General features: G+C 42.5%; 27 protein-coding genes, 1 tRNA gene and 1 other RNA gene. 20 read left to right on the forward strand and 9 right to left on the reverse strand.

The genetic code is table 11. The features are described 5' to 3' along the window. Nucleotides 1–41 precede the first annotated feature (41 nt). Nucleotides 42–299 carry a DUF896 family protein gene (locus MK403_RS00150; RefSeq protein ID WP_000371290.1) on the forward strand — a complete coding sequence of 86 codons (258 nt, stop codon included), beginning with the start codon at nt 42–44 and terminating at the stop codon, nt 297–299. A gap of 83 nt (nt 300–382) precedes the next feature. Here MK403_RS00150 and MK403_RS00155 read toward each other — a convergent pair whose 3' ends face one another. The 3 genes from MK403_RS00155 to MK403_RS00165 are packed head-to-tail and all read right to left on the reverse strand — an operon-like array spanning nt 383 to nt 3198. Then, nucleotides 383–1627 (reverse strand): NAD(P)H-dependent oxidoreductase, encoded by a 1245-nt coding sequence (locus MK403_RS00155; protein WP_268708567.1) that lies wholly within the window; start codon nt 1625–1627, stop codon nt 383–385. A 17-nt stretch (nt 1628–1644) separates the two neighbouring features. After that, nucleotides 1645–2250, reverse strand: a complete 606-nt coding sequence (locus MK403_RS00160) for an NADPH-dependent FMN reductase (protein WP_000915933.1) — start codon at nt 2248–2250, stop codon at nt 1645–1647. 18 nt (nt 2251–2268) lie between these two features. Further along, nucleotides 2269–3198: an FAD:protein FMN transferase gene (locus MK403_RS00165; RefSeq protein ID WP_268708683.1), complete on the reverse strand. Its 930-nt coding sequence runs from the start codon at nt 3196–3198 to the stop codon at nt 2269–2271. A 294-nt stretch (nt 3199–3492) separates the two neighbouring features. Between MK403_RS00165 and nox the strand changes: the two genes are divergently transcribed. From nox to pdxT, 3 genes are all read left to right on the forward strand, one after another. Beyond that, nucleotides 3493–4872, forward strand: a complete 1380-nt coding sequence (nox, locus tag MK403_RS00170; RefSeq protein ID WP_000036761.1) for a H2O-forming NADH oxidase — start codon at nt 3493–3495, stop codon at nt 4870–4872. Nucleotides 4873–5023: 151 nt separating this feature from the next. Continuing rightward, complete coding sequence (gene pdxS / locus MK403_RS00175; RefSeq protein WP_268708568.1) at nt 5024–5899, forward strand: pyridoxal 5'-phosphate synthase lyase subunit PdxS; 876 nt, start codon at nt 5024–5026, stop codon at nt 5897–5899. Then, on the forward strand, nt 5900–6481 hold the full coding sequence (gene pdxT, locus MK403_RS00180; RefSeq protein ID WP_268708569.1) for a pyridoxal 5'-phosphate synthase glutaminase subunit PdxT: 582 nt from the start codon (nt 5900–5902) through the stop codon (nt 6479–6481). A 19-nt stretch (nt 6482–6500) separates the two neighbouring features. Here pdxT and trhA read toward each other — a convergent pair whose 3' ends face one another. Together trhA and MK403_RS00190 are read right to left on the reverse strand one after the other, a co-directional pair. Further along, the gene (trhA, locus tag MK403_RS00185) at nt 6501–7148 is read right to left on the reverse strand and encodes a PAQR family membrane homeostasis protein TrhA (protein WP_001097972.1); all 648 of its coding nucleotides are present in this window, start codon (nt 7146–7148) and stop codon (nt 6501–6503) included. After that, complete coding sequence (locus MK403_RS00190; RefSeq protein ID WP_268708570.1) at nt 7145–7591, reverse strand: DUF1836 domain-containing protein; 447 nt, start codon at nt 7589–7591, stop codon at nt 7145–7147. The genes trhA and MK403_RS00190 overlap by 4 nt, the downstream gene beginning before the upstream one ends. 133 nt (nt 7592–7724) lie before the next feature. Here MK403_RS00190 and MK403_RS00195 point away from each other — a divergent pair, with 133 nt between their 5' ends. The 7 genes from MK403_RS00195 to trxB all read left to right on the forward strand — a co-directional run bounded on the left by MK403_RS00195 (nt 7725) and on the right by trxB (nt 12079). Next, on the forward strand, nt 7725–8219 hold the full coding sequence (locus tag MK403_RS00195) for a GNAT family N-acetyltransferase (protein ID WP_268708571.1): 495 nt from the start codon (nt 7725–7727) through the stop codon (nt 8217–8219). After that, on the forward strand, nt 8216–8731 hold the full coding sequence (locus MK403_RS00200; protein ID WP_268708572.1) for a methylated-DNA--[protein]-cysteine S-methyltransferase: 516 nt from the start codon (nt 8216–8218) through the stop codon (nt 8729–8731). Before MK403_RS00195 ends, MK403_RS00200 begins: the two co-directional genes overlap by 4 nt. Nucleotides 8732–8743: 12 nt before the next feature. After that, nucleotides 8744–9100 carry an arsenate reductase family protein gene (locus MK403_RS00205; protein ID WP_268708573.1) on the forward strand — a complete coding sequence of 119 codons (357 nt, stop codon included), beginning with the start codon at nt 8744–8746 and terminating at the stop codon, nt 9098–9100. 156 nt (nt 9101–9256) lie between these two features. After that, nucleotides 9257–10057, forward strand: a complete 801-nt coding sequence (locus tag MK403_RS00210; protein WP_268708574.1) for an amino acid ABC transporter permease — start codon at nt 9257–9259, stop codon at nt 10055–10057. Continuing rightward, nucleotides 10057–10800: an amino acid ABC transporter ATP-binding protein gene (locus tag MK403_RS00215; RefSeq protein WP_038805010.1), complete on the forward strand. Its 744-nt coding sequence runs from the start codon at nt 10057–10059 to the stop codon at nt 10798–10800. The genes MK403_RS00210 and MK403_RS00215 overlap by 1 nt, the downstream gene beginning before the upstream one ends. Before the next feature lie 77 nt (nt 10801–10877). Continuing rightward, a complete protein-coding gene (locus tag MK403_RS00220; protein WP_268708575.1) occupies nt 10878–11102 on the forward strand; it encodes a DUF4059 family protein in 225 nt (74 codons plus the stop codon). Nucleotides 11103–11167: 65 nt separating this feature from the next. Next, a complete protein-coding gene (gene trxB / locus MK403_RS00225; RefSeq protein WP_268708576.1) occupies nt 11168–12079 on the forward strand; it encodes a thioredoxin-disulfide reductase in 912 nt (303 codons plus the stop codon). 35 nt (nt 12080–12114) lie between these two features. Here the strand turns inward: trxB and rlmB are convergent, their stop codons facing one another. Together rlmB and def are read right to left on the reverse strand one after the other, a co-directional pair. Then, nucleotides 12115–12843, reverse strand: coding sequence for a 23S rRNA (guanosine(2251)-2'-O)-methyltransferase RlmB (rlmB, locus tag MK403_RS00230; protein WP_000855740.1), 729 nt, complete (start codon nt 12841–12843; stop codon nt 12115–12117). A gap of 44 nt (nt 12844–12887) precedes the next feature. Continuing rightward, entirely contained in the window at nt 12888–13499 is a 612-nt protein-coding gene (gene def / locus MK403_RS00235) for a peptide deformylase (RefSeq protein ID WP_268708577.1), read from the reverse strand. Between the two features lie 155 nt (nt 13500–13654). Between def and MK403_RS00240 the strand changes: the two genes are divergently transcribed. The 4 genes from MK403_RS00240 to ssrA all read left to right on the forward strand — a co-directional run bounded on the left by MK403_RS00240 (nt 13655) and on the right by ssrA (nt 16870). Beyond that, nucleotides 13655–14974, forward strand: coding sequence for a CapA family protein (locus MK403_RS00240; RefSeq protein WP_268708578.1), 1320 nt, complete (start codon nt 13655–13657; stop codon nt 14972–14974). A gap of 23 nt (nt 14975–14997) precedes the next feature. After that, the gene (locus tag MK403_RS00245; RefSeq protein ID WP_268708579.1) at nt 14998–15825 is read left to right on the forward strand and encodes a Cof-type HAD-IIB family hydrolase; all 828 of its coding nucleotides are present in this window, start codon (nt 14998–15000) and stop codon (nt 15823–15825) included. Nucleotide 15826: 1 nt separating this feature from the next. Beyond that, the gene (locus MK403_RS00250) at nt 15827–16462 is read left to right on the forward strand and encodes an SGNH/GDSL hydrolase family protein (RefSeq protein WP_268708580.1); all 636 of its coding nucleotides are present in this window, start codon (nt 15827–15829) and stop codon (nt 16460–16462) included. 60 nt (nt 16463–16522) lie between these two features. Then, nucleotides 16523–16870: a transfer-messenger RNA gene (gene ssrA / locus MK403_RS00255) on the forward strand. Between the two features lie 144 nt (nt 16871–17014). Here ssrA and MK403_RS00260 read toward each other — a convergent pair. Then, nucleotides 17015–17102 (reverse strand) — tRNA-Ser (locus MK403_RS00260). Nucleotides 17103–17263: 161 nt separating this feature from the next. Between MK403_RS00260 and MK403_RS00265 the strand changes: the two genes are divergently transcribed. The 4 genes from MK403_RS00265 (at nt 17264) to MK403_RS00280 (ending at nt 23254) form a co-directional block, all read left to right on the forward strand. Beyond that, nucleotides 17264–18004 carry a DeoR/GlpR family DNA-binding transcription regulator gene (locus MK403_RS00265; protein ID WP_268708581.1) on the forward strand — a complete coding sequence of 247 codons (741 nt, stop codon included), beginning with the start codon at nt 17264–17266 and terminating at the stop codon, nt 18002–18004. Beyond that, nucleotides 18001–18912, forward strand: a complete 912-nt coding sequence (gene pfkB, locus MK403_RS00270) for a 1-phosphofructokinase (protein WP_268708582.1) — start codon at nt 18001–18003, stop codon at nt 18910–18912. The genes MK403_RS00265 and pfkB overlap by 4 nt, the downstream gene beginning before the upstream one ends. Then, complete coding sequence (locus tag MK403_RS00275) at nt 18909–20861, forward strand: PTS fructose transporter subunit IIABC (protein ID WP_268708583.1); 1953 nt, start codon at nt 18909–18911, stop codon at nt 20859–20861. The genes pfkB and MK403_RS00275 overlap by 4 nt, the downstream gene beginning before the upstream one ends. A gap of 86 nt (nt 20862–20947) precedes the next feature. Then, a complete protein-coding gene (locus tag MK403_RS00280) occupies nt 20948–23254 on the forward strand; it encodes a DNA translocase FtsK (protein ID WP_268708584.1) in 2307 nt (768 codons plus the stop codon). Between the two features lie 43 nt (nt 23255–23297). Here MK403_RS00280 and MK403_RS00285 read toward each other — a convergent pair whose 3' ends face one another. Next, nucleotides 23298–23723, reverse strand: a complete 426-nt coding sequence (locus MK403_RS00285) for a DUF6556 family protein (RefSeq protein ID WP_268708585.1) — start codon at nt 23721–23723, stop codon at nt 23298–23300. Between the two features lie 137 nt (nt 23724–23860). On the opposite strand from MK403_RS00285, the gene MK403_RS00290 reads away from it, so the two are divergent. Further along, entirely contained in the window at nt 23861–25003 is a 1143-nt protein-coding gene (locus MK403_RS00290; protein WP_268708586.1) for a cysteine desulfurase family protein, read from the forward strand. The last annotated feature ends 1 nt before the right edge of the window (nt 25004 follow it).

Genomic DNA, 25004 nt, shown 5'->3' on the forward strand with positions numbered 1-25004 from the left:
AATCTGTTAAACGGATTAAACCTTATCACAAAGGAGAAGAAATGGATCCGAAAAAAATCGCTCGTATCAACGAGCTTGCCAAAAAGAAAAAAACAGAAGGCTTAACTTCTGCTGAAAAAGTGGAACAAGCTAAACTTCGTGAGGAGTACATCGAAGGCTATCGTCGTTCTGTTCGTCACCACATTGAAGGAATTAAAATTGTGGACGAGGAAGGAAATGACGTTACACCAGAAAAACTACGTCAGGTACAACGTGAAAAAGGTTTACACGGCCGTAGTATAGATGATCCTAACTCATAAAATGAAAGGGGTTGTAGATGATTTACATTCCCCTTTTCTTTTGCAATAAAAAAGAAGGAGCCAAGTGGCTCCTTTTTGGTTTCTTAGTTGCTTGCACCAGAAGTAGCGTCAGCGTCACCACCGTGGCCTCCAGCATCACCTGAATCAGAAGCGCCAGAAGTTGCATCAGCGTCTCCATGACCTCCAGCAGCAGGGGCAAATGGTCCGCTACCACCTACCAAACGTTGACCAGTTTCTTTTAGGTACCAGTCAAGCCATAGTTGGAAGTTAAACACGATTTCATTGATACCAGCGTATGATCCATCAGGATAGTACATTGCTTGGTAGTTATGGGTGTTGATGACACCTGCAGGAGAACCTGGAACGATAGTACGGACGTATTCTTGGTTTCCGTTGCGAAGTGTTCCGATAACCCACTCCACGTTCTTCATACGTGCTGGTGGAAGAGAATTGTGAACAGTCGACATACGGCTACCTGATTGAGGTGGCACACGTTTGGCAAACATGGTGTCTGGATCTTGGTGAGCGTTGTTGTAGTAGAGGAATTGGTTGTTGTCGTCAGCGTATGTCAATTCAAATGGCATAGCTTTCAAGAACATATCGATTTGGTTAACTGTCAAGATACCGTGGTCCAATTTGACATAGGTATCACCAGAAACAGCGCCAGTGATTGCAGCAACTTTTTCTACCCATTCTGGATCGTCAGGATCAACTTCTGTGATGGTTGTAGCGATTGGTTTTCCACAATCCAAGTCTTCTGGTTCGATTGGTTTTGGTTTTTTCAATTTCGAAACGACTCCTACGTATTTTACAAAGTTATCTAAGCAAGTTTCAAGGAATTTAACAGTGCCTTCGTTGGTGATATTTCCATCGTTATCAAAAGCTTCCTTAGCTTTACCAAGAAGGAATTCGTTACCTGGAAGCGTGTAGGCATTGACACCTGGAGCGTCAAGGATTTTACGAAGGTGAACTTGGGCACGTGATGTTCCTTGGTCATAGTATGATGCACCCACAATCATAACAGGCTTGTTTTCAAATGGATGAACTTCGTATGAAAGCCATTCAAGTACAGATTTAAGTGAAGCTGAGATAGTGTGGTTGTGCTCAGGAGTAGCGATAATAACACCATCAGCACGTGTAATCTTGTTATACAAGAAACGCAATTGGAAGCTTTCGTCCCATTTTTCGTCTTGGTTAAACATTGGAACTTCGTCGATTTCAAGGACTTCTAATTCAAATTTGAATTTGAAATTGCGACGAATAAATTCCAAGAGTTTGCGGTTATATGATTGATCGTAGTTTGATCCAACAAGTCCAACAAATTTCATTCTTTCGGTCTCCTATCTTACAAATTTTCCCAGTCAAATTCTTCTGCATCTTTGCGAAGCAATTCTTGTGCATTGCGCAATTTTTCAGTAATCTTCACGAAGATACGGAAGTCATCAAAAATGGCATCCAATTTCTTGATGACATCAAGGTCAACCAAGTCACCACTTGGGTTAAATGCTTGAAGAGAGTGTGAGAGCAAGAATTCATCTGGAAGAACATTTGCCTTGATTTCAGGAGCATTCAAGATTTGACGAAGTTGCAATTGGGCACGAGATGAACCAAGTGTACCATAGGAAGCACCAGTGATCATGATTGGTTTGTTCAAAAGTGGGTAGATACCGTAAGATAGCCAAGCAAGAGCGCTCATCAAAACTGCAGGGATAGAGTGGTCGTACTCAGGAGTACCGATAATCACACCGTCAGATGCTTCAATTTTAGCAGCAATCTCAAGAATTTCAGCTGGAAGTTGCTTATCTGCTGGTTTGTTGAAAACAGGGATATCCTTGATTTCAACGAGTTCAATTTCAGCTTTATCCGCAAAGTGTTTTTGCATGTATTGGAGCAATTGGCGGTTTGTAGAACGTTTAGAGTTCGTTCCAACAATGGCAATAAGTTTTAGCATGAGATTTCCTTTCTCTTTTTACATAATACAATTTTGAAGGCCTGAAGAACATGCAAGGCGTCCCTCTTTGTCGATGAGAATGGCTTCGATACCATCTAAACTTTCGACTTGCCAGAGGATAGAAGCGCTACGTTCTCCAAATAGGCGGGTTGTCCAAATCTCACCATCAACGGATTTATCAGAGATAATCGTTAGGCTAGCAAGATCGGTTTCGACAGGGAATCCTGTCTCACTATCAAAGATATGGTGATAGTCTTTTCCATCTACTGTCAGGTGGCGTTCATAGATACCTGAAGTGACAACGGATTTGTTAGAAGCAGGAATGGTTAGGAGATGGTTGCCACGAGGATTTCGCGGATCTTGAATCCCAATCTGCCAGGCTTTCCCTTCTTTGGCTTGGTTATTCCCGATGGTGAGGATATTTCCTCCGAGATTGATCAGTGCAGAGGTGACACCGTGTTCTTTCAAATACTGGGCAACCTTATCTGCACTATAGCCCTTGGCTAAACAACCTAAATCAAGCTTCATTCCTTTCTTCTTTAAAAAAACAGTAGAGTTAGTCGGATCCAACTTGATAAAATGCGGGTCAACTAGAGGCAAGACAGCTTCGATTTCTTTAGAGTCTGGAAGCCGTGCATCTGCAAATCCGATTCGCCAGGTTTGAATCAAGGGACCGATACTGATATTTAGATGGCTAGAGGGAGCTAGGCTGTGCTCTAGTCCAAGAGCAATCAGTTCAAATAGGTCAGGATGAACCTTAACAGGTGCGATTCCAGCCTTGTAGTTGATTTCCATCAGTTCGGATTCTTGACTATTGGCGTTGAAGCGGTATTCGAGCTCCTTGAGCAAGTCAAAAGCGCCCTGAAGCAGGATTTCTGCCCGCTCATCTACTAATGAAATCGTGATAGTTGTTCCCATTAGCCGTTCAGAGTGCGAACGAAGAGGCAAGTTACCAACTCCTTTCTTCTTATAGGAAATCATTCAATATAAGATAGTTAGAGAAATTAAACCCCTTACATTTTCTTTCCATGTATTTAGCATACCATAAAGTCAGCGTTTTCACAAATAAATTTTAACAAAAGTCAAGAAATATGCTTAAAAATTGGAAGGAAATGAAACAAATAATATAGCAAAGAATAATTTTTTCTGAAAAAAAGAGAATTCCAAGCAAATACCTTGTAAACGCTAACAGTAAATGATATACTAGTAGGGTAAATTAAATTTTAAAGGTGGAATTATTCTATGAGTAAAATCGTTGTAGTTGGTGCTAACCACGCTGGTACAGCTTGTATTAATACGATGTTGGACAACTTCGGACATGAGAACGAAATCGTAGTATTTGACCAAAACTCAAATATTTCATTCCTTGGTTGTGGAATGGCGCTTTGGATTGGGGAACAAATTGATGGCCCAGAAGGTCTCTTCTACTCTGATAAAGAAAAATTGGAAGCAAAAGGTGCTAAAGTTTACATGAACTCACCAGTTCTTTCAATTGACTACGATAACAAAGTTGTGACAGCAGAAGTTGAAGGTAAAGAACACAAAGAGTCTTATGATAAATTGATCTTTGCTACTGGTTCAACTCCAATCTTGCCTCCAATCGAAGGTGTTGAAATTGTTAAGGGCAACCGCGAATTCAAAGCAACTCTTGAAAATGTACAATTTGTTAAATTGTACCAAAACGCTGAGGAAGTTATTGAAAAACTTGAAGACAAGAGCAAACACCTTGAGCGCATTGCCGTTGTTGGTGGTGGTTACATTGGTGTAGAACTTGCCGAAGCTTTCGAGCGTCTTGGAAAAGAAGTGGTGCTTGTTGACATCGTAGACACTGTTTTGAACGGCTACTATGACAAAGACTTCACTCAAATGATGGCGAAAAACTTGGAAGACCACAACATCCGCTTGGCTCTTGGTCAAACAGTTAAAGCTATCCAGGGTGACGGCAAAGTAGAACGCTTGGTGACAGACAAAGAAACATTTGATGTGGATATGGTTGTTCTTGCAGTTGGTTTCCGTCCTAACACAGCTCTTGCTGATGGTAAGATTGAACTCTTCCGCAACGGTGCCTTCCTTGTAGACAAGAAACAAGAAACTTCAATCCCAGGTGTTTATGCAGTAGGTGACTGTGCGACTGTTTATGACAACGCTCGTAAAGACACTAGCTACATCGCGCTTGCATCTAACGCTGTACGTACTGGTATTGTTGGTGCTTATAACGCTTGTGGTCATGAATTGGAAGGAATCGGAGTTCAAGGATCAAACGGTATCTCTATCTACGGTCTTCACATGGTTTCGACTGGTTTGACTCTTGAAAAAGCTAAAGCTGCTGGTTACAACGCAACTGAAACAGGCTTTAACGATCTTCAAAAACCAGAATTTATCAAACATGACAACCACGAAGTTGCCATCAAGATTGTCTTTGACAAAGACAGCCGTGAAATCCTTGGTGCGCAAATGGTTTCACATGATGCTGCTATCAGTATGGGAATCCACATGTTCTCACTTGCTATCCAAGAGCATGTAACAATTGATAAATTGGCATTGACGGATCTATTCTTCTTGCCACACTTCAACAAACCATACAACTACATCACAATGGCTGCGCTTACAGCTGAAAAATAACAATAGCTAAGCTATCTGGCCTTAACTGAAGGTCAGGTAGTTTTTTTGTCAATCTGTACCCAGACAAATATTATTTTTCTATCTTGTACTTCACTCTGTTCTGGCTTAAAATGAAATGGTAGCTACCAATACAAATGATGAGGATTAAGAAATGACTGAAAATCGTTATGAACTAAATAAAAACTTGGCACAGATGCTCAAAGGTGGGGTTATCATGGACGTTCAGAACCCTGAACAGGCTCGTATCGCAGAGGCTGCTGGTGCGACAGCTGTTATGGCCTTGGAGCGAATTCCAGCTGATATTCGTGCAGCTGGAGGAGTTTCCCGTATGAGCGATCCAAAGATGATTAAGGAAATCCAAAAAGCGGTCAGTATTCCAGTGATGGCAAAGGTTAGAATCGGACATTTTGTTGAAGCTCAGATTTTAGAGGCTATTGAAATTGACTATATCGATGAGAGTGAAGTTTTATCTCCAGCTGACGACCGTTTCCATGTGGATAAGAAGGAATTCCAAGTTCCTTTTGTCTGTGGGGCTAAGGATTTGGGTGAAGCCTTGCGTCGTATCGCTGAGGGAGCTTCCATGATTCGTACAAAAGGAGAACCGGGGACAGGAGATATTGTTCAAGCCGTTCGTCATATGTGCATGATGAATCAGGAAATTCGTCGTATTCAAAACCTACGCGAAGATGAACTCTATGTCGCAGCAAAAGAACTCCAAGTCCCTGTAGAATTGGTCCAATACGTCCATGAACATGGAAAATTACCAGTTGTTAACTTTGCGGCTGGAGGTGTGGCAACTCCAGCAGATGCTGCGCTGATGATGCAATTGGGGGCAGAGGGCGTCTTTGTCGGTTCAGGTATTTTCAAGTCAGGCGATCCAGTTAAACGAGCAAGTGCTATTGTTAAGGCCGTAACCAACTACCAAAATCCTCAAATTCTGGCTCAAATCTCTGAAGACCTAGGTGAAGCCATGGTTGGTATCAATGAGAATGAAATCCAAATTCTCATGGCTGAGCGAGGAAAATAGATGAAAATCGGAATATTAGCCTTGCAGGGAGCCTTTGCAGAACATGCAAAAGTGCTAGATAAATTAGGAGTCGAGAGTGTTGAAATCAGAAATTTAGATGATTTTCAACAACATCAGAGTGACTTGTCCGGTTTGATTTTACCTGGAGGTGAGTCTACGACAATGGGCAAACTCTTGCGTGACCAAGACATGCTGATTCCAATCCGAGAAGCTATTTTATCTGGCCTTCCAGTTTTTGGTACTTGCGCGGGCTTGATTTTGCTGGCTAAGGAAATCACTTCTCAGGAAGAGAGTCATTTAGGAACTATGGATATAGTGGCTCAGCGCAATGCCTATGGTCGCCAACTGGGAAGTTTCTATACTGAGGCAGAATGTAAGGGAGTTGGTAAGATTCCGATGACCTTTATTCGCGGTCCGATTATCAGTAGTCTTGGAGAGGGTGTGGAAATCCTAGCAACCGTAGATGACCAAGTCGTTGCAGCCCAAGAAAAAAATATGCTGGTGACCTCTTTTCATCCAGAATTAACAGATGATGTTGGCTTGCACCAGTATTTTATAAAAATGTGTAAAGAAAAAAGTTGAGAATCTTTTCTCAACTTTTTTACATGTAATAAACAATAGCAATATATTGGAGAGCAGACGCAGCTAAGATAAAGAGATGCCAAATCATGTGGAAATAAGGTTTTTTCTTAGCGTAAAATCCAGCTCCAACTGTATAACAGAGTCCGCCAGTTACCATAAGACTCCAGAAAATTGGCGTTGTTTGACTGATGATGGCAGGAATGATAGCTAGAACCAACCAGCCCATAATCAGGTAAAGAGCAAGGCTGAATTTCTCATTGACCTTTTTAGCAAAGATTTTATAGAGGATACCAAAGATGGTTGTTCCCCACTGAATGGCAATGATCAGATAGCCAAACCAGTTATTCATCAAAGTCAATACGACTGGCGTGTAAGAGCCTGCGATAGCCACGTAAATCATAGAATGGTCGATGATTCGCAAAACGTATTTGTGGGTTGAACCATAGGCCATAGAGTGGTAAATGGTTGACGAGAGGAACATGAGAAAGAGACTGATAACAAAGATTGAAACACCAAAAGATGATAAAAATCCGTGTGCTTCATAACTATAGGTGGATGAAATAGGGAGTAGGATGAGCATGATAACGGCACCTACAGCATGGGTCACACTATTAGCAATTTCCTCTCCAAAACTGAGCTTTTTACTGAGTTTTAGACTGGTATTCATTGGATTTCCTCCTTTTCTTTGATAAGGATTAAGTCTAGAGTTTGATGGTAGAGTTTAACCGTTTGACAGCTGGTTTGGATAATAGGATTTTCTGGATCAATCCCATGGTTCATATAGTCCACAAAAGCATCGTAGAGCTGGTCTGAGCTCGCTTGAGTTTGCAGAGTATTGAGGGTCTGAGCGATTTCTTGGATCGAAAAGACAGACTTGAGAGTGGTGATGGCAATCAAACGAGCAATCTGTTTGCGTTGGTATTTTTTCTTGTCTGGCTTTGTCAAGTAACCATGTTTGACATAGTTATTGACCATGGATGCTGTTAGTCCCTTTTCTTTATCTGGAGAGACAGGGGCGCAGACTTGATTGACATAAAGCAAAACCTGATCCAAATAGAGGTCAATGTTTGGAATGTCTTCCCATTTTGGGTAGGAAAAGTTAGAATTCATTTCCAACTCCTTTTTATCTAGTTTCGATAACTAGATTATAAAATAATAAAAAACAAAAGTCAAGTTTCAACTGCTTGTAGAAAGCTTTAAATTATGCTATGATGAGAGAAACTAGTTAGAAATGAGGGAAGAGATGGAGATTCGTTTAGCTTTTCCAAACGAAGTAGATGCGATTATGCAGGTGATGGAGGATGCCAAAAAGTGCTTAGCTGAGTCTGGTAGTAACCAATGGCAAAATGGCTATCCAAATGCTGACATCATTATTGATGATATCATCTCAGGCCAAGCTTATGTGACCTTGGAAGAGGGAGAACTGCTAGCCTATGCTGCTGTGACCAAGAGCCCAGAGAAAGCCTATGAAGCCATTTATGAAGGAAGTTGGCAGGGGGGAGAATCAGAATATCTGGTCTTTCACCGTATCGCTGTGGCAGCAGATGTCCAAGGACAAGGTGTTGCTCAGACTTTCCTAGAAGGCTTGATTGAAGGATTTGATTACCTGGATTTTCGTTCAGATACGCATGCACAAAACAAGGCCATGCAGCATATCTTTGAAAAGCTAGGCTTCCAACAGGTTGGTAAGATTCCAGTTGATGGAGAACGTTTGGCCTATCAGAAATTAAAAAAATGAAGCAGAAAAAGTGCGCAAAAATGCTCTACCCGTCGCCAATTGGAACCTTATCCTTAGTTGCTGACAAGCAATATCTGTATGGAATTTGGGTACAGGACCAAACTCATTTTGAGAGGGGAATCGCTGGAGATAGTATAGAAGTAGTTAAGAAACATCCTGTCCTAGACCAGGTTATTTCCTATTTAGATACTTACTTTGATGGATGTGCTCAAGATTTGTCTTCCTTGCCTCTGGCTCCCATTGGAACAGATTTTGAAAAGCGAGTCTGGGCTTACTTGCAGAGCATTCCTTATGGTCAAACAGTAACTTATGGACAAATAGCTCAAGAACTGCAAGTGGCTTCTGCCCAAGCGATTGGCGGAGCAGTGGGGCGCAATCCTTGGTCCATCCTCGTACCCTGTCATCGTGTGCTGGGGTCAGGCAATCGCTTGACAGGCTATGCATCGGGAGTCGAAAAGAAAGCCTGGCTCTTGCAACATGAAGGGGCTGATTTTCACGAAAATAAAGAATAGAAAGAAGAGAAGATGTTAGAATTTATCGAATATCCAAAATGTTCAACTTGTAAGAAAGCAAAAAATGAATTGGATAAACTTGGACTGGAATACCAAGATGTCCACATCGTAGAAGAAACACCAAGTGAAGACGTGATTTTGAAGTGGTTGGAAACTTCCGGTTTTGAAGTGAAACAATTTTTCAATACTAGCGGGATTAAATACCGCGAACTGGGCCTAAAAGATAAGGTGGGAAGTTTGTCAAAACAAGAAGCAGCCAAGCTTCTAGCGAGTGATGGTATGTTATTGAAACGTCCAATTTTGGTGGAGAATGGTGCTGTTAAACAAATCGGCTATAGAAAAACCTATGAGGACTTAGGTTTGAGATAGTTTTTATCTATCTCCTTGATAGGTAAAATATATAGCCTCCCTGTTTTAAAGTGTGATAAACTAGAAGATAGACAAAGTCTGATCAGCCCGTAGCAAATAATTTGCTTGCGAGCAGAAGTATGATAGAATGAATCATTATCAGGAGAGGATGTTTTTATGACTGTTACAACATTTTTAGCATCAGATTGGTACCAAAGTTTGATGCAGCTCATTCCGGATGGTAAGCTCTTTAGCTTGCGTTCGGTTTTTGATGGAATTCCAAGGATTGTCCAACAACTGCCTACAACCTTGATGTTGACGCTTGGAGGTGCGATTTTTGGCTTGGTGCTGGCCTTGGTTTTCGCCATTGTTAAGATCAATCGTGTTAAGATTCTATATCCCTTGCAGGCCTTTTTTGTCAGCTTCTTAAAAGGTACCCCAATCCTAGTCCAACTTATGTTGACCTACTACGGAATTCCTTTGGCACTGAAAGCTATCAATCAACAATGGGGAACTGGTTTCAATATCAATGCGATTCCAGCGGCGCTTTTTGCGATTGTAGCCTTTGCTTTTAATGAGGCGGCTTATGCAAGTGAAACGATTCGTGCAGCCATCCTTTCTGTTAATCCAGGTGAAATTGAGGCGGCGCGTAGTTTGGGTATGACGCGAGCTCAAGTTTACCGTCGCGTGATTATTCCAAATGCAGCGGTGGTAGCGACGCCGACTTTGATTAACTCTCTTATCGGTTTGACCAAGGGAACTTCTCTAGCCTTTAGTGCAGGTGTTGTAGAAGTCTTTGCTCAGGCTCAAATTTTGGGTGGAGCCGATTATCGTTACTTTGAGCGTTTCATCTCCGTGGCCCTTGTTTATTGGGTAGTCAATATCGGAATTGAAAGCCTCGGTCGCTTTATCGAGAAGAAAATGGCTATTTCCGCGCCGGATACAGTGTCTACAGATGTGAAAGGAGACCTTCGTTAATGATTAAGATTTCGAATTTAAGCAAATCCTTTTCAGGACAGACTGTCTTGGATCATCTGGACTTGGATATTCAAAAAGGGGAAGTAGTGGCCTTGATTGGATCATCTGGAGCTGGGAAATCAACCTTTCTTCGTAGTTTGAACTACCTTGAAACTCCAGATAGTGGAACGATTCAGATTGACAATTTTAAAGTTGATTTTTCTCAGATTAGCCAAGAAGAAATCCTAACCCTTCGTCGCAAGTTGTCTATGGTTTTCCAACAGTTTAATTTGTTTGAGCGCCGAACTGCTCTTGACAATGTCAAGGAAGGTTTGGTTGTTGTTAAGAAATTATCGGACGAGGAAGCAACCAAAATCGCTAAGGAAGAGTTGGCCAAGGTTGGTCTTTCTGACCGTGAAAACCATTATCCTCGCCACTTATCAGGTGGACAGAAGCAACGGGTTGCCCTCGCGCGTGCGCTTGCTATGAAACCAGATGTCTTGCTCTTGGACGAACCCACTTCAGCCCTTGACCCAGAATTGGTCGGTGAGGTAGAAAAGTCTATTGCAGATGCTGCCAAGTCAGGTCAGACCATGATTTTGGTTAGTCATGACATGTCTTTTGTAGCCCAAGTTGCAGATAAGATTTTGTTCCTAGATAAAGGGAAAATCATCGAGTCAGGCACACCGGATGAAATCATCAATCATCCGAAAGAAGAACGGACAAAAGAATTCTTCGCTAGTTACAAACGGACTTATATTTGATATAATAGTAAAAGGAAAACTCAGTTAGTTGGACTAGCTGAGTTTACTCTTTAAAAAAGATAGAAACGAGAGAGATCATGCTACTGCATTTATTTTCTTTATATTTCGAGAGTTTGATCTTAACGACCATTCTCGTCGTGATTTCTTTAGGGATTTGGATTGGATTGCGAGCTATGTCTGGTGTGGACAAGACAGCCAAGGCCCGTCAAGCCCATCTCTATGATATGATTATGATTGGGGTTTTGGTGATTCCAGTATTATCCTTTGCCGTCATGAGTCTCATTTTAGTTTTCAGAGCATAATGCTTGCTAAATAAACTTCAAACAGTTAGAATAAAGATAGTTACAACAAGAAAGAAGGAATCGAAATGTACGATACGATTATTATCGGTGCTGGACCTGCGGGAATGACAGCTGCCTTATATGCCGCTCGCAGTAATCTGAAAGTGGCTTTGATTGAAGGTGGTCTGCCAGGCGGGCAAATGAACAACACATCTGATATCGAAAACTATCCTGGATATGCCAATATTAGTGGACCTGAATTGGCAGAGAAGATGTTTGAACCTCTTGAAAATCTTGGAGTAGAGCACCTTTATGGATTTGTTGAAAAGATTGAAGATCATGCTGACTATAAGAAGGTCATCACTGATGACCAAGTTTATGAAACCCGTACTGTCATCGTGGCAACTGGGTCTAAACACCGTCTTTTGGGTGTTCCTGGAGAAGAAGAACTAAATAGCCGAGGCGTTTCCTATTGTGCGGTCTGTGATGGAGCTTTCTTCCGTGATCAAGACTTGCTCGTAGTTGGTGGTGGAGATTCAGCGGTAGAAGAAGCTCTATTCTTGACTCGCTTTGCCAAATCTGTCACTATTGTTCACCGTCGAGATGAACTTCGTGCTCAAAAGGTTTTGCAAGACCGTGCCTTTGCTAATGAGAAAGTCAACTTTATCTGGGACTCTGTAGTTAAGGAAATTAAAGGTGAAAACCGAGTGGAATCTGTCGTTTTTGAAAATGTGAAAACAGGTCAAGTGACAGAGCAAGCCTTCGGTGGTGTCTTTATCTATGTCGGTTTGGATCCTGTTAGCGATTTTGTTAAAGAATTGAATATTCAAGACCAGGCAGGCTGGATTGTGACAGATAATCACATGAAAACTGCCGTTGACGGTATCTTTGCAGTTGGAGATGTTCGCCAGAAAGACCTTCGCCAAGTGACAACAGCAGTTGGAGATGGGGCTATCGCTGGTCAAGAAGCTTACAAATTTATTACAGAACATAGTTAAGAAAAAAGTTTCCAATCACTTGATTGGAAACTTTTTTATAGTCGGTTTCGGAAAACTTCGTACATGAGAATGGCTGCAGCAACACTGGCATTGAGACTTTGAACATGCCCATTCATGGGAATAGTAATCATCTCATCGACCTGTTTTTTGATGTTGCTAGAGATGCCTTTTCCTTCATTTCCGATGATGAGGGCGATTTTCCCTTTTGTATTCCACTTGTGGCAAGGAGTACCGTTCATATCCGTTCCAAAGGTCCAGAAGCCTTCAGCCTTGAGTTTGTCTAGGGTTTGACTGAGGTTGGTAACTCGCGCAATCGGTACATGCTCAATAGCACCTGTGGCCGTTTTGGCAACGACAGGAGTCACTCCGACAGCACGGTGCTTGGGAATGATGACACCTGAAACATTGGTCGCATCAGCAGTCCTTAAGATAGAGCCTAAGTTGTGAGGGTCAGTTAGACCATCCAGAATCAACAGAAGTGGATTTTCTTCTTGGCGTGTTTTTGCAAGGATGTGATCCAGCTCGCTATAGGCAAATTCGGACACTCGTAGAACAAAACCTTGGTGAACAGCGCCTTCGGTCATCTCGGAGAGGGATTTTTTTGAAGTCCAAGAAATGGATACCTTCTTTTCTGTAGCCAGTTCCTTGACTTTTTCAACATTCTTACCTCGAAGATCTTCTTGGAGGTAAAGTTTATTTCCAGTGTTTGCAAGGAGGGCTTCTGTAACGGCGTGGACGCCATAGACAATATCATTTGTTTTCATGCCTCTATTATAACACAAACCCCCGTTTTGCAACGGGATTTTCTTTATTCAAGGATGAGGAGTCCATCTTTGACAGCAAATGGGTCTTTTTCATTGATACGATCGTAAAACATGATTCCGTTGATGTGGTCAATTTCATGTTGGACAACGATAGAGTTGTATCCTTTAAGCTTGATGCGGTGTTTTTCTCCGTCCTTGTCAAAGTAATCAACAGTGACGCGGGCATGACGAACAACATAGCCTGGAACTACACGGTCGACAGATAGGCACCCTTCTCCTTCACCGAGGGCGGCGTCCTGAACAGAGTGAGAGACGATTTTGGGATTGTACATAACAGCTTGCAGGTCGTAGGCTTCCTGAGGAGTTTCACCTTCTTCCACAATATTTGGCACTAAAACAGCGATAATGCGTTTTGAGATATCTAACTGAGGAGCGGCCAATCCAACCCCACCGCGGAGTCCCATCTTTTCAGCCATAACAGGATCCTGAGAATTTTTGAGGAATTGCATCATCTTTTCTCCAAGGATGATTTCCTGGTCAGACAGTGGGAAAGTGACCTCCTCAGCAATCGCGCGTAAAGTTGGGTTCCCCTCACGGATAATATCGTTCATATTAATTAAATGAGCAGCTTTTGTAATACGTTCTATAGCAGACATTTTCTCTCCTTTCATTACCTCTACATGATAACACAAAATAGGCGAGAAAGAAAGTAACAGAAGTTCCTAAAAAATAATATAATAAACGGTATTCCTCTTTTGTCTGTGGTATAATAAAAGAAAAGACTTGCAGTAAAAGCAAGGGGGGAATAAAGATGGAAAAGCGACAAGATAGACGGTCTCATGGTCCTATTTTTGGATTGTTGAAGAGTAGTATTGGTTTCTTTAGGAATTATAAATCTTGGACAAATGCCCAGTTTATTACGGTGCTGTTGCTTGCAGTTTCCTTGTCTATGGGGCTGAACTTGTTGACCCAAGCAGTACAAGGGAACAAGGGGACAAGTCCGAGTGGTCAAACAGTTGATTCTGCTCAGACGTCTAGTCAGTCTAAGGAAGATCAGTCTGGTGAAACGACGGCGCGTATCATGGCAAATGGTGACCTTCTCTACCATATCCCCATCTACCGAACAGCTCTTAAAGAAGATGGAACCTATGATTTCCATGAAAATTTTGAGTATGTAAAACCCTGGCTCAAACAAGCGGATTTGGTGATTGGTGACTTTGAAGGAACGGTGAACAAAGATCACTACTTGGCAGGTTATCCTCTCTTTAATGCACCAGGGGAAGTCATGGATGCGATCAAGGATGCAGGCTATCAGGTTTTAGACCTAGCTCACAATCACATCCTAGATTCACAGATAGAGGGAGTGGTTTCAACGGCTCAAGCTATTGAAAAGGCTGGAATGACACCCATCGGAGTTTACACACATGAATCCCGAGACCAAGCTCCACTAGTTATCAAGGAAGTCAATGGTATCAAGGTAGCTCTCCTGGCCTATTCCTACGGTTTTAATGGCATTGAGCAGTATATCTCTCAAGAGGATTATAATCGCTATCTTTCTGACCTGAATGAAGATAAGATGAAGGCAGAAATCGAGCGTGCAGAGAAGGAAGCGGATATTACTGTCATCATGCCTCAGATGGGAATTGAGTACCAGCTAGAACCGACGGAAGAACAGAAAACACTGTACCACAAGATGATTGACTGGGGAGCTGATATTATCTTTGGAGGGCACCCTCACGTCGTTGAACCTGCTGAAACGGTTGAAAAAGATGGTGACAAAAAACTCATCATCTACTCCATGGGAAATTTCCTATCAAACCAACGCATTGAAACCATGCAAGACGAGGAAAATGCCAAGTGGACGGAGCGCGGTGTTCTCATGGATGTGACCATTAAGAAAAAAGATGGCAAAACAAGGATTGAAACTGCCAAAGCGCATCCAACGTGGGTTAATCGAACTCCAAAAGGAACTTACTCTCCAGAAGGCTATCCGCTCTTCCTCTATCAGACCTATATCCTAGAGGACTTCATCGAGGGGGGCAGTCACCGTGATAAGTTGGACGAGGCGACCAAAGAACGAATTGACACGGCCTACAAAGAAATGAATGAACATGTAGGGTTGAAGTGGTAGGTGCTCACCCTAAAGGAGATATGATGACGATTAAATTAATTGCAACAGACATGGATGGAACCTTGCTAGATCCGAGAGGTCAGTTGGATCTTCCACGCTTGGAAAAAATTTTGGATCAGTTGGATAAAAGGAATATCCGTTTTGTCATTGCGACGGGAAATGAAATCCATCGTATGAGAGAATTGTTGGGACACTTGGCTGAACGAGTAGTCCTAGTAGTTGCCAACGGGGCGCGAATTTTTGAAAACAATGAACTGATTCAAGCGCAGACCTGGGATGATGCTATGGTTGACAAGGCTTTAGTTCATTTTAAGGGGAGAGAGTGCCGAGATCAGTTCGTCGTAACTGGTATGAATGGTGGTTTTGTCAAGAAAGGAACTGTTTTTACAGAACTTGATAAATTTATGACTCCAGAGATGATTGAAAGACTCTATCAACGAATGAATTTTGTGGAAGATTTTCAATCAGACCTCTTTGGTGGAGTGCTAAAGATGAGTATGGTCGTTGGAGAGGAACGCTCTAGTTCTGTTTTGCAGGAAATCAATGACCTCTTTGACGGCCGTGTAAGAGCTGTTTCTAGCGGTTATGGCTGTATCGATATCCTGCAGGCTGGTGTTCACAAGGCTTGGGGATTGGAAAAATTACTCAAGCATTGGAATTTGAAATCGGAACAAATCATGGCTTTCGGTGATAGCGAAAATGATGTTGAGATGTTGGAGATGGCTGGAATTGCTTATGCTATGGAAAATGCTGATGATGAGGCTAAGGCAGTTGCGACTGCCCTAGCTCCAGCCAACAGCCAGGCGGGTGTTTATCAAGTCCTAGAAAATTGGTTAGAGAAAGAGGGATAGGGTGGCAGTACAGTTATTAGAGAATTGGCTCTTAAAGGAGCAGGAAAAGATTCAAACCAAGTATCGTGAATTGAATCAAGTTTCTGTTCTAGAGCCAGATATCATCTTTATCGGAGATTCAATTGTGGAATATTACCCTCTGCAAGAGTTGTTTGGGACTGCCAAGACGATTGTCAATCGAGGGATTAGAGGTTACCAGACGAGACTATTATTAGAAAATCTGGATGCCCATCTTTATGGTGGAGCTGTGGATCAAATTGTTCTCTTAATTGGAACAAATGATATCGGAAAAGATGTTCCTATGAATGAAGCCTTGGATAATCTTGAGCGAGTGATCCAATCAATTGCCCGAGATTATCCACTGACAGAGATAAAATTGCTTTCCGTTCTGCCAGTCAATGAAGGCGAAGAATACAAGCAGACCGTTTATATCCGAACCAATGAAAAGATTAGAGAATGGAATCAAGCCTATGAGGCTCTAGCATCCGCCTATATGCAGGTAGATTTTGTGCCGATTTATGATAGTTTGACAGATTCAGAAGGACAACTTCAATCAGCCTATACAACGGATGGCCTCCATCTAAGTGTGGCAGGTTATCAAGCCTTATCGGAAGCCTTAAAAGGGTATCTTTTCTAAAGAGGTGGCTTGATTTTGCATTTTTTATGAAGATAGGTTATAATGGTTCTATCGTCTTTTGGGGTCGTTACGGATTCGACAGACATTATGAGGCATATTTTGCAACCCGTGTGGCGACGTAAACGCTCAGTTAAATATAACTGCAAAAAATAACACTTCTTACGCTCTAGCTGCCTAAAAACCAGCAGGCGTGACCCGATTTGGATTGCTCGTGTTCAATGACAGGTCTTATGATTAGCGAGATACGATCAAACCTTGTCTAGTGGTTTGATAAGAGATTGATAGACTCGCAGTTGCTAGGCTTGAGTTATGTGTCGAGGGACTGTTAAAACAATACATAACCTATGGTTGTAGACAAATATGTTGGCAGGTGTTTGGACGTGGGTTCGACTCCCACCGGCTCCATTATTCTTTCACCAACCTTGGAAAAACGTTGTTAAATCAACGTTTTTTATTTTTGCCTTTGGTATTCCTTGGCAGTCTTTTGTAAAAAAGGATACAACAAAGGATACAACATTTTTGTCGTATCCCCAAAATAATTTTTCTTTTCTACGGAAGACATGGGATTCGAACCCACGCACGCTGTTACACGCCTAACGGTTTTCAAGACCGTTCTCTTAAGCCTCTTGAGTAATCTTCCAATGCTTACTAAAATAGTCTACCATAAAGCGCTTCATCTTGCAATAAAAATTCCAGAATTGGCAAAAATGATAGTTTTTGAAGGAAAATGACAAAAAATGCTTGACTTTGCCGGAAATTGTGCTAGAATAATTAGTGTAAACGATAACAGGAGGTGATTTGGTGTTAAAAACTGAGCGGAAGCAACTGATTTTAGAGGAGTTAAATCAACATCATGTAGTTTCCCTAGAAAAATTGGTTAGTCTATTAGAAACATCAGAATCAACGGTACGAAGAGATTTGGATGAGTTGGAGGCAGAAAACAAGCTTCGCCGTGTGCATGGTGGAGCAGAATTACCCCACTCTTTGCAGGAAGAAGAAACCATCCAAGAAAAATCTGTCAAAAACCTTCAAGAGAAGAAGCTACTGGCTCAGAAAGCAGCTTCTCTTATTAAGGAACAAGATGTTATATTTATTGATGCTGGAACGACAACTGCTTTTTTAATCAAGGAATTGGTTAATAAGAATATCACAGTTGTGACCAACTCCATTCACCATGCGGTTCAGTTGGTTGAAAAACAGATTCCAACTGTCATGGTTGGAGGGAGTGTCAAGATGACAACAGATGCATGTATCGGTGGAGTTGCTCTTAATCAAATTAACCAATTGCACTTTGACCGTGCCTTTATCGGGATGAATGGTGTGGACGATGGTTATTATACGACTCCTGATATGGAGGAGGGAGCTGTGAAGCGTGCTATTTTAGAGAATGCCAAACAAACCTATGTCTTGGTGGATTCGTCAAAGATTGGTCAAACTTGCTTTGCCAAGGTAGCACCTCTCAAACGCGCTATTGTCATCACAAGTCAAGGGCATGAGCTCTTGCAGGCTATTAAGAAGAAAACGGAGGTAATAGAAGTATGATTTATACAGTCACACTCAATCCATCCATTGACTATATCGTGCGCTTGGACCAAGTTCAAATCGGCAGTGTCAATCGTATGGACAGTGATGATAAGTTTGCTGGTGGGAAAGGAATCAATGTCAGTCGAGTTTTGAAACGCTTGGGTATTCCAAATACAGCGACTGGATTTATCGGTGGATTTACTGGTAAATTTATCACAGATACTTTGGCAGAAGAGGAAATCGAAACTCGTTTTGTCCAAGTAGCAGAAGATACTCGTATCAATGTTAAAATCAAAGCAGACCAAGAAACAGAAATCAACGGAACGGGTCCAAATGTGGAACCAGCTCAGCTAGAAGAATTGAAAGCTATTTTATCTAGTCTGACAGCAGATGATACGGTTGTGTTTGCGGGTTCGAGTGCTAAGAACCTAGGCAATGTTATCTATAAGGATTTGATTGCATTGACACGCCAGACTGGTGCGCAAGTCGTTTGTGATTTTGAAGGACAGACCTTGATTGATAGTTTGGCCTACCAGCCCCTTTTGGTTAAACCAAATAATCACGAACTTGGAGCTATCTTTGGAGTGAAACTCGAAAGTTTAGATGAAATCGAGAACTATGCTCGTCAGTTACTGGTCAAAGGAGCTCAAAACGTTATCATTTCTATGGCTGGCGACGGTGCCCTTCTTGTAACATCTGAGGGAGCTTACTTCGCAAAACCTATCAAGGGAACAGTCAAAAATTCAGTGGGAGCTGGTGACTCTATGGTCGCCGGATTTACAGGTGAGTTTGTCAAATCAAAAGATGCGGTAGAAGCCTTCAAATGGGGAGTGGCTTGCGGAACGGCAACTACCTTCTCGGATGACTTGGCAACAGCGGAATTTATTAAAGAAACATATGAAAAAGTTGAGGTAGAAAAACGATGAAAATTCAAGACCTATTGAGAAAAGATGTCATGTTGCTGGATTTGCAGGCAACTGAAAAAACAGCAGCTATCGAAGAGATGATTCATAGCTTGGTAGATCACGGTTATGTGACGGATTTTGAAACATTTAAAGAAGGAATCTTAGCGCGTGAAGCTCTAACTTCTACAGGTTTGGGTGACGGAATTGCTATGCCTCACAGCAAGAACTCTGCTGTTAAAGAAGCAACAGTTCTCTTTGCTAAGTCAAACAAGGGTGTTGACTATGAGAGTTTGGATGGGCAACCAACTGATCTCTTCTTCATGATTGCGGCACCAGAAGGTGCAAATGATACTCACTTGGCAGCCTTGGCAGAATTGTCTCAATACTTGATGAAAGACGGTTTCGCTGACAAACTTCGCCAAGTAACATCAGCTGACCAAGTCATCGAACTTTTTGACCAAGCTTCAGAAAAAGCTGAGGAACCTGTTCAAGTACCTGCTAATGACTCTGGCGACTTTATCGTAGCTGTTACAGCTTGTACGACAGGTATCGCCCACACTTACATGGCCCAAGAAGCCCTTCAAAAAGTAGCTGCTGAAATGGGTGTTGGGATCAAGGTTGAAACCAACGGTGCAAGCGGAGTCGGCAACCAACTAACTGCAGAGGACATCCGTAAGGCTAAAGCTGTTATCATCGCAGCTGACAAGGCTGTTGAGATGGATCGTTTCGATGGCAAACCATTGGTTAATCGTCCAGTTGCAGACGGTATCCGTAAGACAGAAGAATTGATCAACTTGGCTCTTTCAGGAGATGCTGAAGTTTACCATGCTGCTAATGGAGCAAAAACCGCAGCAGCAAGTAACGAAAAACAAAGCCTTGGTGGTGCCTTCTACAAACACTTGATGAGTGGTGTATCTCAAATGTTGCCATTCGTTATCGGTGGTGGTATCATGATTGCCCTTGCTTTCTTGATCGACGGTGCTTTGGGTGTGCCACAAGATAGTCTTGGCAATCTCGGATCCTACCATGAGCTAGCTTCCATGTTCATGAAAATCGGTGGCGCTGCCTTTGGCTTGATGCTTCCAGTCTTTGCAGGATATGTAGCCTACTCTATCGCTGAAAAACCAGGTTTGGTAGCTGGTTTTGTGGCTGGTGCTATTGCTAAAGAAGGTTTTGCTTTTGGTAAAATTCCTTATGCCGCAGGTGGTGAAGCAACTTCAACTCTTGCAGGTGTATCATCTGGTTTCCTAGGTGCCCTTGTTGGTGGATTTATCGCAGGTGCCTTGGTTCTCGCTATCAAGAAATACGTTAAAGTTCCTCGTTCACTTGAAGGGGCTAAATCAATCCTTCTCTTGCCACTTCTTGGAACAATCTTGACAGGATTTGTTATGTTGGCTGTCAATATTCCAATGGCAGCAATCAACACTGCGATGAATGACTTCCTAGGCGGTCTTGGAGGCGGTTCAGCTGTCCTTCTTGGTATCGTTCTTGGTGGAATGATGGCTGTCGACATGGGTGGACCAGTCAACAAAGCTGCCTATGTCTTTGGTACAGGTACGCTTGCAGCGACTGTTTCTTCAGGTGGTTCTGTAGCTATGGCGGCAGTTATGGCTGGAGGAATGGTGCCACCACTTGCCATCTTCGTCGCAACTCTTCTTTTCAAAGATAAATTTACCAAAGAAGAACGCAACTCTGGTTTGACAAACATCATCATGGGCTTGTCATTTATCACCGAGGGAGCGATTCCATTTGGTGCCGCTGACCCAGCTCGTGCGATCCCAAGCTTTATCCTTGGTTCGGCAGTAGCAGGTGGACTCGTTGGTCTTGCAGGTATCAAACTCATGGCGCCACACGGAGGAATCTTCGTTATCGCTCTAACTTCAAATGCCCTACTTTACCTAGTCTTTGTCTTGATTGGAGCAATCGTAAGTGGTGTGGTTTATGGTTACCTACGCAAACCACAAGCATAAAAAAGTATCAAAATAGAAAGATTGTACCCTTTGGTGCAATCTTTTTCTCTGTTCGAAATGGCTGTGAAATATGGTATAATAAAAGAATGGCAAACAAGAATACTACAAAAACAAGACGAAGACCGTCTAAAGCAGAACTCGAAAGAAAACAGGCTATTCAGAGGATGTTGATTTCCTTAGGAATTGCCTTATTGTTGATTATTGCAGCCCTCAAACTCGGCGCGGCTGGTATTACTCTTTATAATCTCATTCGACTGGTGGTCGGAAGTTTGGCCTACATGGCTATAGGTGCCCTCCTCATCTATCTTTTTCTTTTTAAATGGATACGCAAGAAGGAGGGGCTTCTGTCAGGATTTCTTTGTATCTTTGCTGGCTTGCTCTTGATTTTTGAGGCCTACTTGGTATGGAAATATGGCTTGGAGCAGTCAGTTTTAAAAGGAACCTTGGCTCAAGTTATGACGGACCTGACTGGTATGCGGGTGACGAGCTTTGCTGGTGGAGGCCTGCTTGGTGTTGGACTTTATATCCCTATTGCCTTTCTTTTCTCAAATATCGGATCGTACTTTATTGGAGTCCTCTTGATTCTAGTTGGGGCACTCTTGGTTAGTCCTTGGTCTATTTATGATGTTGCAGCCTTTATTGGAGCTCAGTTCAGATCCTTCATGGAAAAACAGGAACAGAGAAAACAGGAACGCTTCATCAAGAGAGAAGAAGAGAATGCTCGTCAAGAAGCTGAAGAAGCAGCAAGAATTCAGAGAGAACTAGAAGAGCAGGATGCGCTGCCGCTTCCTCCTGTAGATCCTGAAACGGGAGAAATCTTATCAGAGGTACCAGACTACGATTTCCACCCAATTCCTGAGGAAGAATGGATCGAACCGGAGATTATCCTCCCTCAAGCTGATTTTGACGTTCCAGATGTGGAAGAAGACTTTGAGGATGAAGAGGTGCAGGTTGATTTTTCTGCCAAGGAAGCCCTCGAATACAAGCTGCCAAGCTTGCAACTCTTTGCGCCAGATAAACCCAAAGATCAGTCCAAGGAAAAGAAGATTGTTCGAGAAAATATCAAAATCCTAGAAGAAACCTTTGCCAGCTTTGGTATCAAGGTAACGGTGGAACGGGCTGAAATCGGTCCATCTGTTACAAAATATGAAGTCAAGCCAGCCGTTGGGGTACGGGTTAACCGCATTTCCAATCTAGCAGACGACTTAGCGCTAGCTCTAGCAGCCAAGGATGTTCGGATTGAGGCTCCGATCCCTGGTAAATCCCTAGTCGGAATCGAAGTGCCCAACTCTGAGATTGCGACCGTTTCCTTCCGTGAACTCTGGGAACAGTCTCAAACTAAACCAGAAAATCTCCTCGAAATTCCTCTAGGGAAGGCGGTCAATGGAACTGCTCGCACCTTTGACCTTTCCAAGATGCCCCACCTACTCGTTGCAGGTTCGACAGGATCAGGGAAATCAGTCGCAGTTAATGGTATTATCGCTAGCATTCTGATGAAGGCAAGACCTGACCAGGTCAAGTTTATGATGGTGGATCCAAAGATGGTTGAGTTATCGGTTTACAATGACATTCCTCACCTCTTGATTCCAGTTGTGACAAATCCACGCAAGGCCAGCAAGGCTCTGCAAAAGGTTGTGGATGAGATGGAAAACCGTTATGAACTCTTCGCTAAGGTTGGAGTGCGAAATATCGCTGGCTATAATGCCAAGGTCGAGGAATTTAATAGCCAATCTGAGTACAAACAAGTACCACTTCCTTTGATTGTTGTTATTGTGGATGAGTTGGCAGACCTCATGATGGTGGCTAGCAAGGAAGTGGAAGATGCCATCATCCGTCTTGGACAGAAGGCGCGTGCCGCAGGGATTCACATGATTCTCGCAACGCAACGTCCATCGGTTGATGTTATCTCTGGACTTATCAAGGCCAATGTCCCATCTCGTGTGGCTTTTGCTGTATCCTCAGGTACAGATTCACGAACTATCTTGGATGAGAATGGAGCTGAAAAACTGCTTGGTCGAGGAGACATGCTCTTTAAACCAATTGATGAAAATCACCCAGTCCGTCTGCAAGGATCCTTTATCTCGGATGATGATGTTGAACGCATCGTAAACTTCATCAAAGCTCAGGCGGATGCGGATTACGATGAGAGTTTTGACCCAGGAGAAGTTTCTGAAAATGAAGGAGATTTACCTGATGGTGAAGCTGGTGGCGATCCGCTCTTTGAAGAAGCTAAGGCTCTGGTTATCGAGACGCAGAAAGCTAGTGCTTCTATGATTCAGCGTCGTTTGTCTGTTGGATTTAACCGTGCGACCCGCCTTATGGAAGAACTCGAAATGGCGGGTGTTATCGGTCCAGCTGAGGGAACCAAACCGCGAAAAGTATTGCAACAATAAAAAATAGCTTCTTTCCAAATCTGGAAGGAAGCTATTTTGGTGATTACTGATTCGTTTTAGTTTCAGTACTCGTAGTATTTGACTGTGTTCCGTTATCGCTTGTTTCTTTATTTGTAGCTGGTGTAGAAGAGTCCTGAGTTGTTGTTTTCTTATCTTCTTTTTGCTCTTCTTTTTTATTGGATTGAGGAGTTTCTTCTTGTGGGGTATTTTCTTTAGTAGAAGTGTTGTCCTTGTTAGGTGTAGTATTTTCCTGAGGCGATTCCTTTTGAATTTCCTTGACAACAGTTGTTTGGGTTGTTGTAGGCTCTTTTTTATTGTTTTTGCTATTATCCATGGCGTTCATGATGGTGATAGTAGCGGTGATTAGGCCAAGGATACTACCGATGGTAGCAATCGTTTTTTGAAAGACAGTGAATCCCTTTTTGATGTGTTCTGTTTTTGGTTTTGAAGTTCTACGATAGTTAGACATGATACTCTCCTTTGATTATGATTTATTATACCTCATTTCTTTAAAAAAATCTTAAAAAAAGAGAAACTTCCCTTTCTTGTCGTAAGCTTCGTTTCATGATAAAATAGAAGGAGTGATTTTAGAAAGCGTGAGAAAACATGATCTACTTTGATAATTCGGCGACAACTAAGCCCTATCCTGAAGCACTTGAAACCTATATGCAGGTCGCTTCAAAAATTGTAGGAAATCCATCCAGTCTCCATCGTTTGGGAGACCAGGCAACACGAATTTTAGATGCTTCCCGGCAGCAAATTGCAGATTTGATTGGCAAGAAGAGTGATGAAATCTTCTTTACTTCTGGAGGAACAGAAGGGGATAACTGGGTCATCAAGGGTGTGGCCTTTGAAAAAGCCCAGTTTGGCAAGCACATCATCGTATCAGCAATTGAACATCCAGCAGTCAAGGAATCAGCCCTCTGGCTGAAAGGTCAAGGTTTTGAGGTGGATTTTGCTCCGGTTGATGAGAAAGGATTTGTGGATGTTGAGGCTCTAGCGAATTTGATACGACCTGATACGACGCTTGTTTCAGTCATGGCTGTGAACAATGAAATTGGGTCTATTCAACCTATTGAGGCCATCTCAGAACTCTTGGCAGACAAGCCAACTATTTCCTTCCACGTTGATGCAGTTCAGGCACTTGCTAAAATTCCGACTGAAAAATATCTGACAGAACGAGTGGATTTCGCAACCTTTTCGAGTCATAAGTTTCATGGTGTCAGAGGTGTTGGCTTTGTCTATATCAAGTCTGGTAAGAAAATTACGCCTCTGTTGACTGGTGGTGGTCAAGAGCACGATTATCGCTCGACAACTGAAAATGTGGCAGGGATTGCAGCGACAGCAAAGGCTCTCCGTTTGTCTATGGAAAAGTTAGCTATCTTTGCTAGTAAGACAGGACAGATGAGATCAGTCATTCGCCAAGCGCTTTTGGACTATCCAGATATTTTTATCTTTTCAGATGAGGAAGACTTCGCCCCTCATATCCTAACTTTTGGGATTAAGGGTGTTCGTGGTGAAGTCATTGTTCACGCATTTGAAGACTATGACATTTTCATTTCCACAACCTCTGCTTGTTCGTCCAAGGCAGGAAAACCTGCGGGGACCTTGATTGCCATGGGAGTGGACAAAGATAAGGCCCAGTCAGCTGTGCGTCTAAGCCTAGACCTGGAAAATGATATGAGTCAGGTTGAGCAGTTTTTGACCAAGCTAAAATTAATTTACAATCAAACTAGAAAAGTAAGATAGG

The organism is Streptococcus oralis (genome assembly GCF_026782285.1).
GTDB classification, from domain to species: domain Bacteria; phylum Bacillota; class Bacilli; order Lactobacillales; family Streptococcaceae; genus Streptococcus; species Streptococcus oralis_CG.